This window comes from Streptomyces sp. NPDC028298, assembly GCF_055565895.1.
In genome coordinates this window covers 296,313-311,798 of record NZ_JBVHTL010000006.1, presented here as the reverse complement: position 1 = coordinate 311,798, position 15,486 = coordinate 296,313, and the positions used below count along the sequence as shown (strand labels likewise).

General features: G+C 72.4%; 13 protein-coding genes. 4 read left to right on the top strand and 9 right to left on the bottom strand.

The annotated features are described in order from the left end of the window. Positions 1 to 3: 3 nt before the first annotated feature. On the bottom strand, positions 4 to 840 hold the full coding sequence (locus ACZ4TO_RS26990) for an endonuclease/exonuclease/phosphatase family protein (RefSeq protein ID WP_468025418.1): 837 nt from the start codon (positions 838 to 840) through the stop codon (positions 4 to 6). Between the two features lie 92 nt (positions 841 to 932). On the opposite strand from ACZ4TO_RS26990, the gene ACZ4TO_RS26985 reads away from it, so the two are divergent. Together ACZ4TO_RS26985 and ACZ4TO_RS26980 are read left to right on the top strand one after the other, a co-directional pair. Beyond that, the gene (locus ACZ4TO_RS26985) at positions 933 to 1,328 is read left to right on the top strand and encodes a nitroreductase/quinone reductase family protein (protein ID WP_382791365.1); all 396 of its coding nucleotides are present in this window, start codon (positions 933 to 935) and stop codon (positions 1,326 to 1,328) included. 361 nt (positions 1,329 to 1,689) lie between these two features. Next, positions 1,690 to 2,511, top strand: coding sequence for a DUF4232 domain-containing protein (locus ACZ4TO_RS26980; protein ID WP_468025417.1), 822 nt, complete (start codon positions 1,690 to 1,692; stop codon positions 2,509 to 2,511). 27 nt (positions 2,512 to 2,538) lie between these two features. On the opposite strand, the gene ACZ4TO_RS26975 is transcribed toward ACZ4TO_RS26980, so the two are convergent. The 8 genes from ACZ4TO_RS26975 to ACZ4TO_RS26940 form a co-directional block, all read right to left on the bottom strand. Further along, positions 2,539 to 3,279: a TetR/AcrR family transcriptional regulator gene (locus tag ACZ4TO_RS26975; protein ID WP_382791360.1), complete on the bottom strand. Its 741-nt coding sequence runs from the start codon at positions 3,277 to 3,279 to the stop codon at positions 2,539 to 2,541. 46 nt (positions 3,280 to 3,325) lie between these two features. Continuing rightward, positions 3,326 to 4,075 carry an SDR family oxidoreductase gene (locus ACZ4TO_RS26970; RefSeq protein ID WP_468025416.1) on the bottom strand — a complete coding sequence of 250 codons (750 nt, stop codon included), beginning with the start codon at positions 4,073 to 4,075 and terminating at the stop codon, positions 3,326 to 3,328. Positions 4,076 to 4,219: 144 nt separating this feature from the next. Beyond that, positions 4,220 to 5,683, bottom strand: coding sequence for an aldehyde dehydrogenase family protein (locus ACZ4TO_RS26965; RefSeq protein ID WP_468025415.1), 1,464 nt, complete (start codon positions 5,681 to 5,683; stop codon positions 4,220 to 4,222). Further along, a complete protein-coding gene (locus ACZ4TO_RS26960; RefSeq protein ID WP_468025414.1) occupies positions 5,680 to 7,410 on the bottom strand; it encodes an N-acyl-D-amino-acid deacylase family protein in 1,731 nt (576 codons plus the stop codon). The genes ACZ4TO_RS26965 and ACZ4TO_RS26960 overlap by 4 nt, the downstream gene beginning before the upstream one ends. Before the next feature lie 14 nt (positions 7,411 to 7,424). Continuing rightward, the gene (locus ACZ4TO_RS26955) at positions 7,425 to 8,543 is read right to left on the bottom strand and encodes an LLM class flavin-dependent oxidoreductase (protein WP_355759585.1); all 1,119 of its coding nucleotides are present in this window, start codon (positions 8,541 to 8,543) and stop codon (positions 7,425 to 7,427) included. Between the two features lie 98 nt (positions 8,544 to 8,641). After that, the gene (locus ACZ4TO_RS26950; RefSeq protein ID WP_382791347.1) at positions 8,642 to 9,415 is read right to left on the bottom strand and encodes an SDR family NAD(P)-dependent oxidoreductase; all 774 of its coding nucleotides are present in this window, start codon (positions 9,413 to 9,415) and stop codon (positions 8,642 to 8,644) included. 11 nt (positions 9,416 to 9,426) lie between these two features. Continuing rightward, positions 9,427 to 10,368, bottom strand: a complete 942-nt coding sequence (locus ACZ4TO_RS26945; protein WP_468025413.1) for a TIGR03619 family F420-dependent LLM class oxidoreductase — start codon at positions 10,366 to 10,368, stop codon at positions 9,427 to 9,429. A gap of 137 nt (positions 10,369 to 10,505) precedes the next feature. After that, positions 10,506 to 11,765, bottom strand: coding sequence for an amidohydrolase family protein (locus tag ACZ4TO_RS26940; protein ID WP_385042426.1), 1,260 nt, complete (start codon positions 11,763 to 11,765; stop codon positions 10,506 to 10,508). A gap of 291 nt (positions 11,766 to 12,056) precedes the next feature. Here ACZ4TO_RS26940 and afsR point away from each other — a divergent pair, with 291 nt between their 5' ends. After that, entirely contained in the window at positions 12,057 to 15,014 is a 2,958-nt protein-coding gene (gene afsR / locus ACZ4TO_RS26935) for an SARP-family global regulator AfsR (protein WP_468025412.1), read from the top strand. A gap of 207 nt (positions 15,015 to 15,221) precedes the next feature. Beyond that, on the top strand, positions 15,222 to 15,401 hold the full coding sequence (locus ACZ4TO_RS26930; RefSeq protein WP_382791336.1) for a hypothetical protein: 180 nt from the start codon (positions 15,222 to 15,224) through the stop codon (positions 15,399 to 15,401). Positions 15,402 to 15,486 lie beyond the last annotated feature (85 nt).

Below are 15,486 nucleotides of genomic sequence, written 5' to 3'. Positions count from 1 at the left end.
GCCTCAGAGCGCGTCCTGACCGCCCGGCGGGAGGGACAGGTCGGCGACCACTGCCGTGTGGTCCGAGGGCCATGTCCCGCCGGTCGGGCCGTCCCCGGCCCGGCGTACGGATCGGACGTGGCCCAGGCCGCCGGGGCCGGTCGGGCCGACGTGGACGTAGTCGATGCGGGCGGCGGGGCTGTGCGGGCCCACATGGGCGTTCGCCGGGTCCCAGGTGGCCCAGGGTGCCGTCGGGTCGGCGTACTCCCAGGCGTCGAGGAAGACCTGTCCGGGGACCACGGGGGACGTCTTGTACCCCCCGAACAGGCGGATCTCGTCGGAGTCCGGCCAGGCGTTGAAGTCGCCCGTGACGACCGGGGGGAAGTCGGTGCCGCCCCGGTGCGCGGCGACGAACTCCGCCAGGGCGGTGACCTGTTCGCGGCGCACGCCCGAGGCGTGGATGGCCGAGGTGAGGTGGGTGGTGAAGAAGGGCACTTCGTGGGTGGGCGTGGCCAGGCGGGTGTACAGGGCGAGCCGACCGTCGTACAGCTCCTCGGGGGCGGGCAGCCGCAGCACCTCCTGCGCCACCACCGGCCAGCGGCTCAGCACCGCGTTGCCGACCTCGACCGTGGGGTCCCCGATCCGCCGCTGCCAGCGGTCCGAGGCGTCGGAGGCGGCCCAGGTCCAGTGCATCCCGAGCTCGTCGGCGAGCCAGCCCGCGAGGTTCTGGCCCCCGCACTGCCACACCTCCTGCAACCCGACGACGTCGGGCTGCAGTTCGCGCAGCACGGCCAGGATCGCCTTCTGCCGCTCCTCCCATGGCCCGAACCGCCACCAGAGGTTCCAGGTCACGACCCGCATCCTCAGCCACCTGCTCCCGTCGCGCGACATCGGGGACCATTGAAACAACTCCCTTGTGCCACACACCAGCCCGGACAGGAGCCCCACCGACCATGGCCCGCCTCACCGACCTCAGGTTCCGCGCCACGACCGCCTTCCAGCGGCACCTCGTCAACCCGCTCGCGCGCCGGATGCCGTTCCAGACGCTCCTGGAGACCACCGGCCGCGTCTCCGGCCTGCCCCGGCGCACTCCGCTCGGCGGCCGCCGCGTCGGTGACGCCTTCTGGCTGGTCTCGGAGTTCGGGGAACGGTCGCAGTACATACGCAACATCCAGGCGGATCCGAGGGTGCGGGTGCGGCTCCGCGGCCGCTGGCACGAGGGCACCGCGCACCTCCTCCCGGACGACGACCCGGTGGCCCGGCTGCACACCCTGCCCCGGGGCAACAGCGCGGCCGTACGGCTCATCGGGACGGGGCTGCTGACGGTACGGGTGGATCTGCGGGGGTGAGGCCGCCGCGGGGTGCGGCCGCCGGGGTCCTCGCATCCCGGTCGGGCATCCCAGGCTTCCGCGTTTTCGCAGGTCATCCGGGGTGGGATGGTTCCACCGTCCCGGGTTGACGGGCAACTGTTGCCCCGGCTCCGCGAGGAATCCCATGCTGTGGATGTCGCACCGGCCGAGCAGGATCGTCCGCTCGGCGGCGCCGGCATCCCGGCCCGCCCGTCCACGGGACACCCATGTCCTCCCACGCTCAGGACATGTCCTCCCGCGCTCAGGACGGGGCGGACACCCAGGGCGGATTCCCCGCGGGGGTGGCCGGCCGCCGGCGTGTGCGACCTCCATACGGACCGGAAGAGGAAACGGGGACACCATGAACACGCCTGCCCGCAGGAACCACACCGGCCCCAGGGGCTGGAAGACCTACGCCCTCGGGGCCGCGGCGGCAGCGGCGCTGCTCGCGACCACGGCGTGCGACCCGGGCGCGGCCGAGGGTTCGGACGGTTCCACGTCCTCGGCCCGGCCGGGCACGACGGCCTCCGCGAAGCCGGGCGGCTCTTCGGGCGCCGCGAGCGGCGACGGGGCCGGTAACGGTGCCGGCGGCGCGGGGAGCACCGGCGGCAGCACCGGAAGCGGCGGCGGCACGGGCAGCGGTGGGAGCACGAGCGGCGCCGGCGGCAAGGGCGGCACCAGCAGCGCCGGCGGCTCGGGCGGCACGAGCACCGGCACCGGTGGCGGCAGCACCGGCGCCGGCGGCAAGCAGACGATCGTCGCCTGCTCCCAGACGGAACTCGGGGTGTCCGCCGTGACGGAGCGGGACGCCCGGCACCTCGTCCTCACCGTCCAGAACGCGAGCGACAAGAAGTGCAACCTGTACGGCTACCCGCTCGTGCGGCTCGGCGACGGCCGGACCACGGCCCCCGTGATCAAGGAGAGCGACCCGGACCCGGGCAAGCCCGTCACCCTCGACCCGGGCCAGGAGGGGTACGCCGCTCTGCTCGTCAGCGGCCCCATGGACGAGTACGAGGCGAAGAGCATCACCCTCACCCTCCAGGGCAGCAGGCCAGGCAGCACCGTGGGCAAGCCGATCGACGTCCCCATGCCCGTCGACACGCTGTACGCCAACGACTTCCAGCGGGTCACCTACTGGACGACGGCCTCCGGCTACGCCCTGGACTTCATCATGTCGAAGTAGCGAGGCGACGGACCCCGGGCCGGGACGTCAACCCGAGTCGGACAGGCGGTCCAGCCACTCGGTGAACAGGGCCGTCTCGGCGGTGGTGAAGGCGGGGCTCGGGTTCTGGCGGAGCTGCGCGCCCAGGCGGATCGCGGTGGCGGGGACGGTGGAGGCCTCGGATCCGGCCGTCCGCGGCTCGGGAGCGGTCACGTCCGGGGTGAAGACGGAGACGTGCACCGCGTCCCGCACGCGGCGCGACAGGCTCTCGTCCATGAAGGTCGCCGGGCGGGAGACCAGCATCAGGCAGACACCGACGTTGGCGGACATGATCATCTGCGCGGCGAGTTCGGGGGCGAGCCGCAGCTTGCCCTGTTCGGCGGCGCGGCGCAGGTCGCCGGTGAGGATGCGGTGGGCCTCCAGCGCCGCGGCGGGCGGGGTGCGCATCGCCGGGGAGTGCATCAGGCGGTAGAGGTTCGGGTTCCGCAGGGCGAACTCGGTGTGACCGTCCCACCCGTCACGCAGGTCCTGGACCGGGTCCGTGCCGGGGTGCCGTTCCCGCTTGGCCGCGAGGTAGCGCTCCCAGCCGTGGTCGACGACGGCCGACAGCAGGCCCTCCTTGTCGCCGAAGTGGCGGTAGAGCGCGGGTGCGCCGACTCCGGCGGCCTCGCACACGGCCCGGGTCGAGACGTCGCCGTCGGGGGACTTCGCGACCAGCTCGGCGGCCACGGCGAGGATGCGCGCCCGGGTGGTCACGGGGGCCGCGCCGGGGTTCGTACTGTCGCTCATGGCGGTGATCCTGACATCTTCGGCGCCGCGGGCGCAGCGGGCGGTCTCAGGCGATGCCGCCGTTGGCGCGCAGGACCTGCCCGTTGACCCAGCGTCCCCCGGGGCCGGCGAGGAAGGCGACGACCGAGGCGATGTCCTCGGGGGTGCCGAGCCGCTCCAGGGGCGGCTGGGCGGCCATCCGGGCGATGGTCTCCTCGTCCTTGCCGTCCAGGAAGAGGGCGGTGGCGGTCGGGCCGGGGGCCACGGCGTTGACGGTGATGTCCCGGCCGCGCATCTCGCGGGCGAGGATCAGGGTCATGGCCTCGACGGCGCCCTTCGTGGCGGCGTACGCGGTGTAGCCGGGGATCGCGAGGGCCAGGACGGAGCTGGAGAAGTTGATGATCGCGCCGCCCGCGCGCAGCCGGCGGGTGGCCTGCTGGTCCACGACGAACGTGCCGCGGATGTTGGTGCGGTGCATCCGGTCCAGGGCGTCGAGGTCGAGGTCGACGAGCGGGGCCAGGGTCATGACGCCGGCGGCGTGGACGACGACGTCGACGCCGCCGAAGGTCTTCTCGGCCGTGTCGAAGAGGGCGGCGACCTCCGCCTCCTCGGCGACGTCGGCGCGGAAGGCGACGGCCTGCCCGCCCGCCTCGCCGATCGCGGCGACCGCCTTGTCGGCCTCGGCGGCGTTGCCCGCGTAGTTCACGACGACGGCGTATCCCTCACGGGCCAGCCGCTCGGCACTCTCACGGCCGATGCCGCGGGACCCTCCGGTGACGATCGCGACGCGCGGGGAGGTGCTCGGCTGCTCACTCATGGCGTTGCTCCTTGTCTCGGCCGGGGTAGCGGTGTTCACCATCCCGATGGAAACAACGCTAACACCATCACCGTAGCGTCGCTACCCGAGTCCTCCCGCTCCCGCCGTAGCGGCGCTACCCGAGACCGACCGCCGCCCGCCGTCTCACCCCGGCCACACGATCGACTGGGTCTCGCTGTACGCGTGCAGGGCGTACGAGCCCACGTCGCGGCCCACGCCGCTCTTCTTGAAGCCGCCGAAGGGGGCCTCCATGTTGCGGCCGACCGTGTTGACGCCGACCCCGCCCGCGCGCAGCCGGCGGGCGACGCGGAAGGCGCGGGCCACGTCCCCGGACCAGACGTAGTCGATCAGGCCGTAGTCGGAGTCGTCGGCGAGGGCGATCGCCTCCTCCTCGTCGTCGAAGGGCAGGACGACGACGACCGGGCCGAAGATCTCCTCGCGGACGACCCTCATGTCCGGTGTGCAGTCGGCCAGAAGGGTCGGGGCGACGTAGAAGCCGCTGGGGAGGGAGGGTCGTTCGCCGCCCGTCACGATCCGCGCGCCTTCCTTGCGGCCGAGTTCGACGTAGGACTCGACGCGGTCGCGGTGGGCCGCCGAGATGACCGGGCCGACCACCGTGCCCCGCTCGCGCGGATCCCCCACTCGCACATGACCCGCGTAGGCGGCCAGTTGGCGCACGAGCGCATCGTGCACGCCGCGCTGCACCAGCACCCGCGTCGGCGCCGTGCAGATCTGACCGCTGTAGAACGAGAAGGTCGTGCCGATGCCCGACACCGCCGAGGCCAGGTCCGCGTCGTCGAAGACGATCGCCGCGCCCTTGCCGCCCAGTTCCATGAGCTGGCGCTTCATTCCGCGCCCGCACACCTCGGCGATCCGCTGCCCGACCGCCGTCGAGCCGGTGAAACTGACCATGTCGACGTCCCCGGAGTCGACCGCCGCCTCGCCGGACTCCGCCGTCGAGCCGCCGACCACGTTCACCACGCCCGGCGGCACACCGGCCGCCTCCAGCGCCTCGGCCATCCGGTACACCGACAGCGGGTCCTGCGGGGCCGGCTTGACCAGCACGGTGTTGCCCATCGCCAGCGCGGGGGCGATCTTGCCCGCCGGGTTGGCCCAGGGATTGTTGTACGAGGTGATGCAGGTGACCACGCCGACGGGCTGGCGCACGGCCAGCGCGCCCATCACGGCGGCCCCGCCGAACGGTCCCGCCTCGTTGATCTGCGGCGGCAGCGCGCTCTCGACCGGCTCGGGCCGCGCGTAGCGCCGGAACCGGGCCACCCCGACCCCGACCTGCATGCCGCGCGCCGTCCCGGTGGTGGCGCCGCTCTCCGCCTGCGCGAGCTCGGCGTACGGCACGAGGTTGCGCTGGATGACGTCCGCGGCCCGCGCGAGAACGGCGGCCCGTTCCTCAGCGGGGGTGCGCGACCAGGGTCCGAAGGCCTCGCGGGCCGCCGCCGCGGCGGCGTGCACCTGGGCCCGGGACGCCTCGGGCGCGAGCCCGACCACCTTCTCGGTCGCCGGGTCGACGACCTCGTAGAAGCCGTGCTCGGGCGCCACCCACGCCCCGCCGATGAACAGCCGCTGCCCGGCGCTCTGCGAGGCCGTCACCGGGTGCTCACCGTCCGGGTGTCGCGGCCCGACCGGAGCACCCTGCCCGGCACCGCGCCCGTCACGACGTCGTCGCGGATCGCCTCGGTCCCGTTGACCCACACGGCCCGCACCCCGATCGCCCGGGAGTCGAGACGCGGACTGTCACCCGGCAGGTCGTGCACCAGGGTGGCCTTGCCGGCGTCGATCCGTTCCGGGTCGAAGAGCACCAGGTCCGCATGGAATCCCACCTCGACGCGCCCGCGTCCGCGCAGCCCGAACAGCCGCGCCGGATCGTCCGTCAGCATCCGCACCGCCCGCTCCAGCGGCACGAGTCCGCGGCCGCGCAGGCAGTCCCCGAGGAACCGGGTGGTGTACGGGGCCCCGCACATGCGGTCCAGATGGGCGCCCGCGTCGGAGCCGCCGAGCAGGACGTCCTGGTGCTGCCAGGTCTCGGCGCGCAGGGCCCAGGAGTCCGGGTCGTTGTCGGTGGGCATGGGCCACAGGACCGTCCGCAGTTCGTCGGCCGCGCAGATCTCCACCAGGCACGCGAACGGCTCCTGGCCGCGTTCGGCGGCGATGTCCCGCACCACGCGTCCGGTCAGGCCCTCGTTCGCGGCGCTGTAGGTGTCGCCGATGACGTACCGGCCGAAGTCGGCGAGCCTCCGGAAGACGCCCGCCTCCTTGCTCTCCGCGCGCCGGAGCATCTCGGCGCGGACGCCCGGGTCGCGGAGCTTCGCGATGCGCTCGGGGACGGGCAGCGCGAGGACCGGCCCCCAGCCGGGGATCAGGTTCAGGGCGCAGAAGGCGCCGAGCGACATGTTCATCGGGGTGAGGATCGGCATGGTGAGCGCGACGACCCGGCCGCCGGACTTGCGGGCGCGGTCGCTCGCCTCCAACTGGCGCGGGACGCGCTCGGGCACGGCGGAGTCGATCGTCAGGACGTTCCAGTTGAGCGGGCGGCCCGCGACCGCGCTCATCTCGACGAACAGATCGATCTCGGCGTCGCTGAACTGGTCGAGGCAGCCGGCCGTGATCGCCTCGATCTGGGTGCCCTCGTGCTCGCCCACCGCCTGTGCGAGGGCGAGCAGTTCGGCGGGCCGGGCGTGCCGGGAGGCCACCGGGGCGCCGTCGCCGTCGGAGTGGGTGGAGGACTGGGTGGTGGACAGGCCCCAGGCCCCGGCGTCCATGGCCTCGTGGAACAGCCGCAGCATGGCGTCGAGCTGCTCCCCCGACGGCTGTCCGCCCACCGCGTCGGCGCCCATCACGTACCGGCGCAGCGCGCAGTGGCCCACCATGAAGCCCGCGTTGACCGCGATGCGGCCCTCCAGGGCGTCGAGGTAGTCGCCGAAGGTGTGCCAGTTCCAGGGCGCGCCCTCCTCCAGGGCGACCAGGGACATGCCTTCGACCCTGGACAGCATGCGGCGCGTGTAGTCGGCGTCCTCGGGGCGGTCGGGGTTCAGCGGGGCGAGGGTGAACCCGCAGTTGCCGCCCGCGACCGTGGTGACCCCGTGGTTGAGGGAGGGGGTCGCGTACGGGTCCCAGAAGAGCTGGGCGTCGTAGTGCGTGTGCGGGTCCACGAAGCCGGGGGCGAGGACGAGCCCGTGCGCGTCCTCGCTGGTCCGGGACGGCTCGGTGACCCTGCCGATCACGGCGATCCGGCCGTCGCGCAGGCCCACGTCCGCGGTGCGGGCGGGCGCTCCCGTCCCGTCCACGACGGTCGCGCCCTTGATCAGATGGTCGAGCATCGCGGAAGTACCCCCTAGGCGGCTTGGCGGAACCGGGTCGTGCGGTGCACCGGGTCCGTGTCGATCTTCGGAATGACGTGCTCGCCGATCAGCCGGATCGTCTGGAGGGTCTCCTCCTTGGGCACGCCGACGGGCAGCCCGAAGCTGAGCTGGTCGGCGCCCGCCTGCTCCCAGCGTTTGCACTGGGTGAGCACCTCGTCCGGGTCGCCGCAGATCAGCAGTTCCTCCTCGATGAGGAGCTCGACGAACTCGGGGGTGTACTCGGGGAGGGTCTCGGGCCAGACGGGGAAGCCCTCGGGGCGCGGGAAGGTGTCGTGGTAGCGGAAGACGAGGGAGGGCAGGTAGTGCAGCCCGCCGGCGACCGCGATCCGGATCGCCTCGTCGTGGGTGGGCGCGCAGATGGCGGTGGTGGTCACCATCACGTTGTCGTTGACGAAGTCGCCGATGGGCTCGGCGTTCACGACGGCCGTCTTGTACTGCTCCAGGACCCACTCCATGTCGGCGACCTTCTGCACGCTGAACCCGAGCACGCCGAGGCCCTTGCGGGCGGCCATGGCGTACGAGGGAGGCGACCCGGCGGCGTACCACATGGCCGGGTGCGACTTCCCGTACGGCTTGGGCAGGATCTTGCGCGGCGGCAGCGACCAGTGCTTGCCCTGGAAGCCGACGTACTCGTCCTGGAGCCACATCTTCGGGAACTCGGCGATGGTCTCTTCCCAGATCTCCTTGGTGAAGTTCATGTCGGTGATGCCGGGGAGGAAGCCGAGGATCTCGTGCGAGCCGGCGCCGCGGCCGGACCCGAACTCGAAGCGGTTGCCGCTGAGATGGTCGAGCATGGCGACCTTCTCGGCGACCTTGACCGGGTGGTTGACCTGGGCGAGCGGGTTGAAGATGCCGGAGCCGAGGTGGATGCGGTCGGTGGCGTGCGCGAGGTAGCCGAGGTAGACGTCGTTGGCCGAGAGGTGCGAGTACTCCTCCAGGAAGTGGTGCTCGGACGCCCAGGCGTACTTGAAGCCGGACTTGTCCGCCTGGATGACGTACTCGGTCTCCTCCATCAGCGCCTTGTGCTCCGCGAGCGGGTCGGTCTCGGCCCGCTTGCCCACGTATCCCTGTACAAAGAGCCCGAATTCCAAGGAGGTTCACCGTCCCCATCCAGTTATCTGACATACCGTCAGATTCATTGAGCCGACTGTTCCACCGTGCGCGGGGACCGTCAATAGCTGACGCGTCGTCAGAGAACGCTCACGCCCGCGAGCCAGCCGCCGTCGATCACGAAGGGCTGCCCGGTGATGTACGAGGAGTCCTCGCCGGTCAGGAACAGCGCCAGCCTGGCCACGTCCTCGGGGCGGCCGATCCGGCCGAGGGGCACGAGCTTGCCGTAGAACGCGTCGAGGGCCTGCGAGGCCTCCTCGCCGTCCGCGCCGGAGAGCTGCGCCGGATTGCTCATGGCCGTGTCGACCGCGCCGGGGCAGACGGCGTTGACGCGGATCCCCTTGTCCGCGAGTTCGAGCGCGGCCACCCGGGTCAGGCCGACGATCGCGTGCTTGGTCGCCGCGTAGGCGCCCACGTACGCCATGCCCGTGAGCCCGGTGAAGGAGGCCGTGTTCACGATCGTGCCGCCGCCGGCCTCGGCGATCTCGGGCGCGAGCGCCTTGATCCCGAGGAACACCCCGACCTGGTTGACCTGCACGATCTGCAGGAACTCGGCCAGCGGGGTGTCGACGAGCGCGTTGAAGCGCAGGATGCCGGCGTTGTTGACCAGCCCGTCGATCCGCCCGTACGCGGCCTTCGCGGAGGCGACCGCCGCGCTCCAGTCCTCCTCCCGGCCCACGTCCAGGTGCACGTAGTGCGCGCCGATCTCCTCGGCGAGTTCCCGGCCCTGGTCGTCGAGGACGTCCGCGACGATCACGCGCGCGCCCTCCGCGGCGAAGAGCCGCGCCTCCTGTTCGCCCTGCCCGCGCGCCGCGCCGGTGACGAGGACGACCCGTCCGTCCAGCTTGCCCATGCCGTGACTCCCTAGCCGAGGTGGGGCGCGACGTCCGCTCCGAACGCCGCTATCTGGTCCGTGAGTTCGGCGCGGCTCCGGCTGCGGAACCGCACCTGGATCTGGTGCACGCCCATGGCGCCGTACTCGCGCAGCGACGCGGCCAGTTCCCCGGGCGATCCGCTCAGCGTCCGCCGCCCGGTCTCCCAGCCGGGCTCGCCGACGTACAGCGGCTCGGTGATGGCGCCGATCGTCAGTGGCTCCTCGATCCCGGCCTCGGCCCGCAGTTCCCGCAGCCGGGCGATCTGCCCCGGCAGCCGGTCGCGCGGATCGCCCTGCGGCAGCCAGCCGTCGCCGCGCAGCGCGGCCCGCCGCACGGCGGCGGGCGAGGAGCCGCCCACCCACACGGGCACGCGCTGCTGGGCGGGCCTGGGCCGCTGGCCAAGCCCTTCGAAGTCGTACGTCTTGCCGTGGTGGACGGGGAACTCCTCGGGCCCGAGCGCGGCGCGCAGCGCGTCGATCGTCTCGTCGAGGACGGCCCCCCGGCGCTCGAAGTCGGCCCCGACCGCCTCGAACTCCTCCCGTACGTGCCCGGCGCCGACCCCGAGGATCAGCCTGCCGCCGGAGAGGTGGTCGAGGGTCGCGTACTGCTTGGCCGTCACGAGCGGATGGCGCAGCCCGACGACCGCGACATGACTGAGCAGCAGGACGCGCTCGGTGGCGGCCGCGAGGTAGGCGAGCGTGGCGACGGGGTCGTACCAGACGGTGCTCATGGCGTCCGCGAGCCGGCGCGGTATGGCGACGTGGTCGCAGCTCGCGATGTAGGCGAACCCGGCACGGTCGGCCGCACGAGCGATCTCGACGAGGTCGTCGGGCCCGGCGGCGGCTTCCCAGGGTTCCGCGTAGATCGCGCTCTGGGACTGGACGGGGAGCTGGATGCCGTACGCCAGCCGCCCTTCGGGCAGGACCTGCATGGCCCGCCTCCTATCTGACGGTTCGTCACTTCTTGAGTCGCGCCGCCATACTCATCCCTGACGTACCGTCAGACAAGAGGTGTGCGGGTAGCCGAGCCCGCGGCCCCGGAGGCCGGGGCACACGCATCGCATGCCTCTCAGCCCGCCCAGAGCCCGTCCTTCGTCAGCCCCAGCAGGTCGATCGCGTTCCCGCGTACGATCCGCTCGACCACGTCCGGGGCCAGGTGGCCCATCTGGGCCTCGCCGACCTCCTTCGACTTCGGCCAGGTGGAGTCGGAGTGCGGGTAGTCGGTCTCGTAGAGGACGTTGGCGACGCCGATCGCGTCGAGGTTGCGCAGTCCGAAGGCGTCGTCGAAGAAGCAGCCGTACACGTGGTCGGCGAAGAGTTCGGACGGCGGGCGGTGGACCTTGTCGGCCACCCCGCCCCAGGCGCGGTTCTCCTCCCACACCACGTCGGCGCGCTCCAGGATGTACGGGATCCAGCCGATCTGCCCCTCCGCGTACATCACCTTCAGGTTCGGGAAGCGCTCGAACTTGCCGCTCATCAGCCAGTCGACCATCGAGAAGCAGCAGTTGGCGAAGGTGATCGTCGAGCCGACCGCGGGCGGCGCGTCGGCGGAGGTCGAGGGCATCCGGCTGCTGGAGCCGATGTGCATGGCGACGACGGTGCCCGTCTCGTCGCACGCGGCGAGGAAGGGGTCCCAGTCGTCGGTGTGCACGGACGGGAGCCCGAGGTGCGGCGGGATCTCGGAGAAGGCCACCGCGCGCACCCCGCGGGCGGCGTTGCGGCGCACCTCGTCCGCCGCGAGACGGGCGTCCCACAGCGGTACGAGCGTGAGCGGTATCAGGCGCCCGCGGGCGTCCGGCCCGCACCACTCCTCCACCATCCAGTCGTTGTAGGCCCGCACCGAGAGAAGGGCGAGTTCACGGTCGGCCGCCTCGGTGAACGTCTGGCCGCAGAACCGGGGGAAGGTGGGGAAGCAGAGGGCGGACTGCACGTGGTTGACGTCCATGTCGGCCAGCCGCCGCGGCACGTCGTACGAGCCGGGGCGCATCTGCTCGTACGTGATGATCTCGAGCCGGATCTCGTCACGGTCGTAGCCGACGGCCGTGTCGAGGCGGGTGAGGGGCCGGTGCAGATCTTCGTAGACCCACCAGTCCCCGACGGGGCCCTCGTCGCCCGGCGCGCCCATCACGGGGGCGAACTTCCCTCCCAGGAAGGTCATCTCCTTCAGGGGTGCGCGGACGATGCGGGGGCCGGTGTCCTGGTACTTCGCGGGCAGCCGGTCCCGCCAGACGTGGGGCGGTTCGACCGTGTGGTCGTCCACCGAGATGATCCTCGGGAAGGCGGCCCGAGCGTCCGCCGAGGGGCTCTGCGCGGTTTCCGTGGTCTCCATACCGGCCACGGTAGCGCTGATCTGACGACCCGTCAGCTCTCTTGCGGCGCCCTGTCGACGCCCTCGCGACCACCCGCCGCCTCACCGTCGGCGGCCCGCCCGGCGGCCCGCCGAGGAGCGCCTCCGGCGACCGTGCGGAGATGAATGGGCGCGGAAGTGTGGGGAGCCTGTGTGGGGACCGTGTGGACTGCCGCACCACACCTTGTGATCGCTGTCTCGCACGGCTGACGCATCCGCCATGAACAAGGCAAACTGGCCTCGTTGTACTGACAGTTCGGCAGGGGGACAGCGATGGACGGTGTGCCGCGCGTACCGAAGCAGTGGCATCCGGGCTCCGAGGAGCCCGCGGCGTTGCGCTTCAGCGTGCTCGGCCCGGTGCGCGCCTGGCTGGGGGACGATCCGCTGCCGGCCGGGTCCCCGCAGCAACGCGCCCTGCTGGCCGCGCTGCTGCTGCGCGACGGCCGCACCGCCACGGCCTCCGAGCTCATCGACGCCCTGTGGGGCGACGAGCCCCCCTCCCAGGCGCTGGCCGCCCTGCGGACGTACGCCTCCCGGCTGCGCAAGACGCTCGGCTCCGACGTGCTGGTCAGCGAGTCCGGCGGCTACGCCATCCGCTCCCTGCGCGAGGGCGCGCTCGACCACGTCAACGCCCAGGAACTCGCCGCCGACGCCGAGAAGGCGCGCGCGGCGGGCGATCTCTCCCGCGCCCGCGACCTGCTCAGGGACGCCCTCGCCCTGTGGGACGGCGAACCCCTCGCGAGCATCCCCGGCCCCCACGCGGAGACCCAGCGGGCCCGCCTGGAGGAGTGGCGGCTGCAACTCCTCGAATCCTGCCTCGACATGGACCTGGAACAGGGCTTCCACGCGGAGGCGGTCTCCGAACTCACCGCGCTCACCGCGGCGCACCCGCTGCGCGAACGCCTGCGGGAACTGCTGATGCTGGCGCTGTACCGCTCCGGCCGCCAGGCCGAGGCCCTCGCCGTGTACGCGGACACCCGCCGGCTGCTCGCCGACGAGCTCGGGGTGGACCCGCGCCAGGGGCTGAAGGAACTCCAGCAGCGCATACTCCAGGCGGACCCGGGCCTCGCCGAACCCTCTGCCCCGAAGGCGGAGCCCGTCGTCGCCCTCGTCCGCCCGGCCCAGCTCCCGGCGACCGTCACCGACTTCACCGGCCGGGCGTCCTTCGTGCAGGAGCTGAGCGACGTGCTCGCCGCGGCGTCCTCCGAGGAGGGCCGCGTCATGGCCGTCTCCGCGCTCGCGGGCATCGGCGGCGTCGGCAAGACCACCCTCGCGGTGCACGTGGCCCACCAGGCCCGCGGGGCCTTCCCCGACGGACAGCTCTACGTCGACCTCCAGGGCGCCGGCTCGCGGGCGGCCGAACCCGAGACGGTCCTCGGCGCGTTCCTGCGGGCCCTCGGAACAGCGGACTCCGCGATCCCGGACTCGCTGGAGGAACGCTCGGCCCTCTACCGCTCCGTCCTGGACGGCCGCCGCGTCCTGGTCCTGCTCGACAACGCCCGCGACGCCGCCCAGGTACGGCCGCTGCTGCCCGGCACCGAGGGCTGCGCCGCCCTGGTGACCTCGCGCATCCGGATGGTGGACCTGGCGGGCGCCCATCTCGTGGACCTCGACGTGATGTCCCCCGAGGAGGCGCTCCAGCTCTTCACGAAGATCGTGGGCGAGGAGCGGGTCGCCTCCGAGCGGGAGGCCGCCCTCGACGTGGTCGCGGCCTGCGGCTTCCTGCCCCTGGCCATCCGCATCGCCGCGTCCCGGCTCGCCGCCCGCCGCACCTGGACGGTGTCGGTGCTCGCGGCGAAGCTCGGCGACGAGCGGCGCCGGCTGGACGAACTCCAGGCCGGGGACCTGGCCGTGAAGGCCACCTTCGAGCTCGGCTACGGCCAGCTCGAACCGGCCCAGGCGCGCGCCTTCCGGCTGCTGGGCCTCGCCGACGGCCCGGACATCTCACTCGCGGCCGCGGCGGCGGTGCTCGACCTCCCGGCCGAGGCCACCGAGGACCTCCTGGAGTCCCTCGTCGACACCTCCCTCCTGGAGTCCGCGGCCCCCGGCCGCTACCGCTACCACGACCTGGTCCGCCTCTACGCGCGTGCGTGCGCCGAACGCGACGAACAGCCCCCGAGCGAGCGGGCGGCGGCCATGTCGCGGCTGCTGGACTTCTATCTGGCCACGGCGGCCGGGGTGTACGCGATCGAACGCCCCGGCGACCGCCTGGTGGACCACCTGGAGCCGACGGCGTACACGGGGCTGACGTTCGAGGACCGGAAAGCTTCCTGGGACTGGCTGTACGCGGAAGCCGTCCCTCTCCTCGCCTGTGTACGGCAGTCGCCGGGAGCCCCGACGCTTCGGCGTGCCGTCGACCTGCTGTGGGCGGCCGTCGACCTCGCCGAATCGGGTGCCAACTCGAAGGAGTACGAGGCCGCAGCGACCGCTTTGCGGGACGCCGCGCGGGAGGCTTCGGACCCGCACGCGGAAGGGCGCGCGAGGGTTGTCCTGAGCAACGCCCTGCTGTTCTCAGGAGTGTTCGACCAGGCCTACCGCGAGGCCAAGGAAGCACTACGCCTCGCCGAGGCGTCCAAGGATCCGTTGCCCTGCTGCTGGGCGGCGAACATCCTCGGGAGCATCGCCTTCTACCAGAAGCGGTACGCGGACGCGGAGGCCTACTTCAGCCGAGCGGTCGAGGAGTTCCGCGGCTGCGGCGACCTGGCCGGGTCGGCGAGTCCGCTGTGCAACCTGTCGCGACTCCATCTCGCCACCGGACGCGCCGACAGCGCCGTCGTGCTCGCGGGCCAGGGCACCGAGATCTACGAGACGCTGGGCCACTCCCTCCGGGTGGCGAACGGCCGCTACGCGCTGGGCATGGCCCTCGGCAAGAGCGGTCGCCACACGGACGCCACGGCCGAACTCGAGGAAGCGCTCAGGGTGTTCCGGGACAGCCGTCAACGACTGTGGGAAGGAATGGCTCTCTGCCGCCTCGCCGAGGTCGACCTGGACGCCCGCAAGCCGGCCCGGGCGGCGAGCAACGCCGAGATGGCGCTCACGGTACTGCGGGGCATCGGTGGCGAATGGCGCCGGGGCAACGTACTGACCGTGCTGGGCAAGGCGCTGCTCGGAATCGGTCAGTCCGGCAGGGCCCAGGTCTGCTGGCGTGAAGCCCTGCAGATCTACGAGAAGCTGGGCTCACCGGAGGCCACCGAGGTCCGGGCGCTCCTGACTCCGATCGCCGCCGCATAGGCGCACGGACGTTCATCGTTCGTTTATCGCCGCCCGGCAGTCTTTCTCTTGTCGATCCGTCGCGTCGGGGGGCAGACGGACCGCCGCACCGGTCGCCGAACTCACAGTCTAGGGTTGGCGGCTCAAGTGGCCCGTCCGGCCATCCTCGGGGGAATGGCCGGACGGGCCCACAGTTCCAAAATGAACCGCCAAAGGGGAGGCAGCACCATGAGCGAGACCGAGAAGACGATCGCGGAGCCGGACAACACTCACGTGACGGGTGATGAGACCGGCGAGGACATCACGCCGATGAACACCCACGTGACGAGCAGCCCGATCAAGCCGCTGAGCGCCACCGACGGCGAGGCCACTCCGGACAACACCCACGTGACGGACGAGCCTGCCTGACCCGGACCACACCACACGGGGATCGACCGCGGCGGCGCGGAGGGGGAGCCGCCGCGGTCGCCGTGTGTCCGGGGGCGGTGCGCCG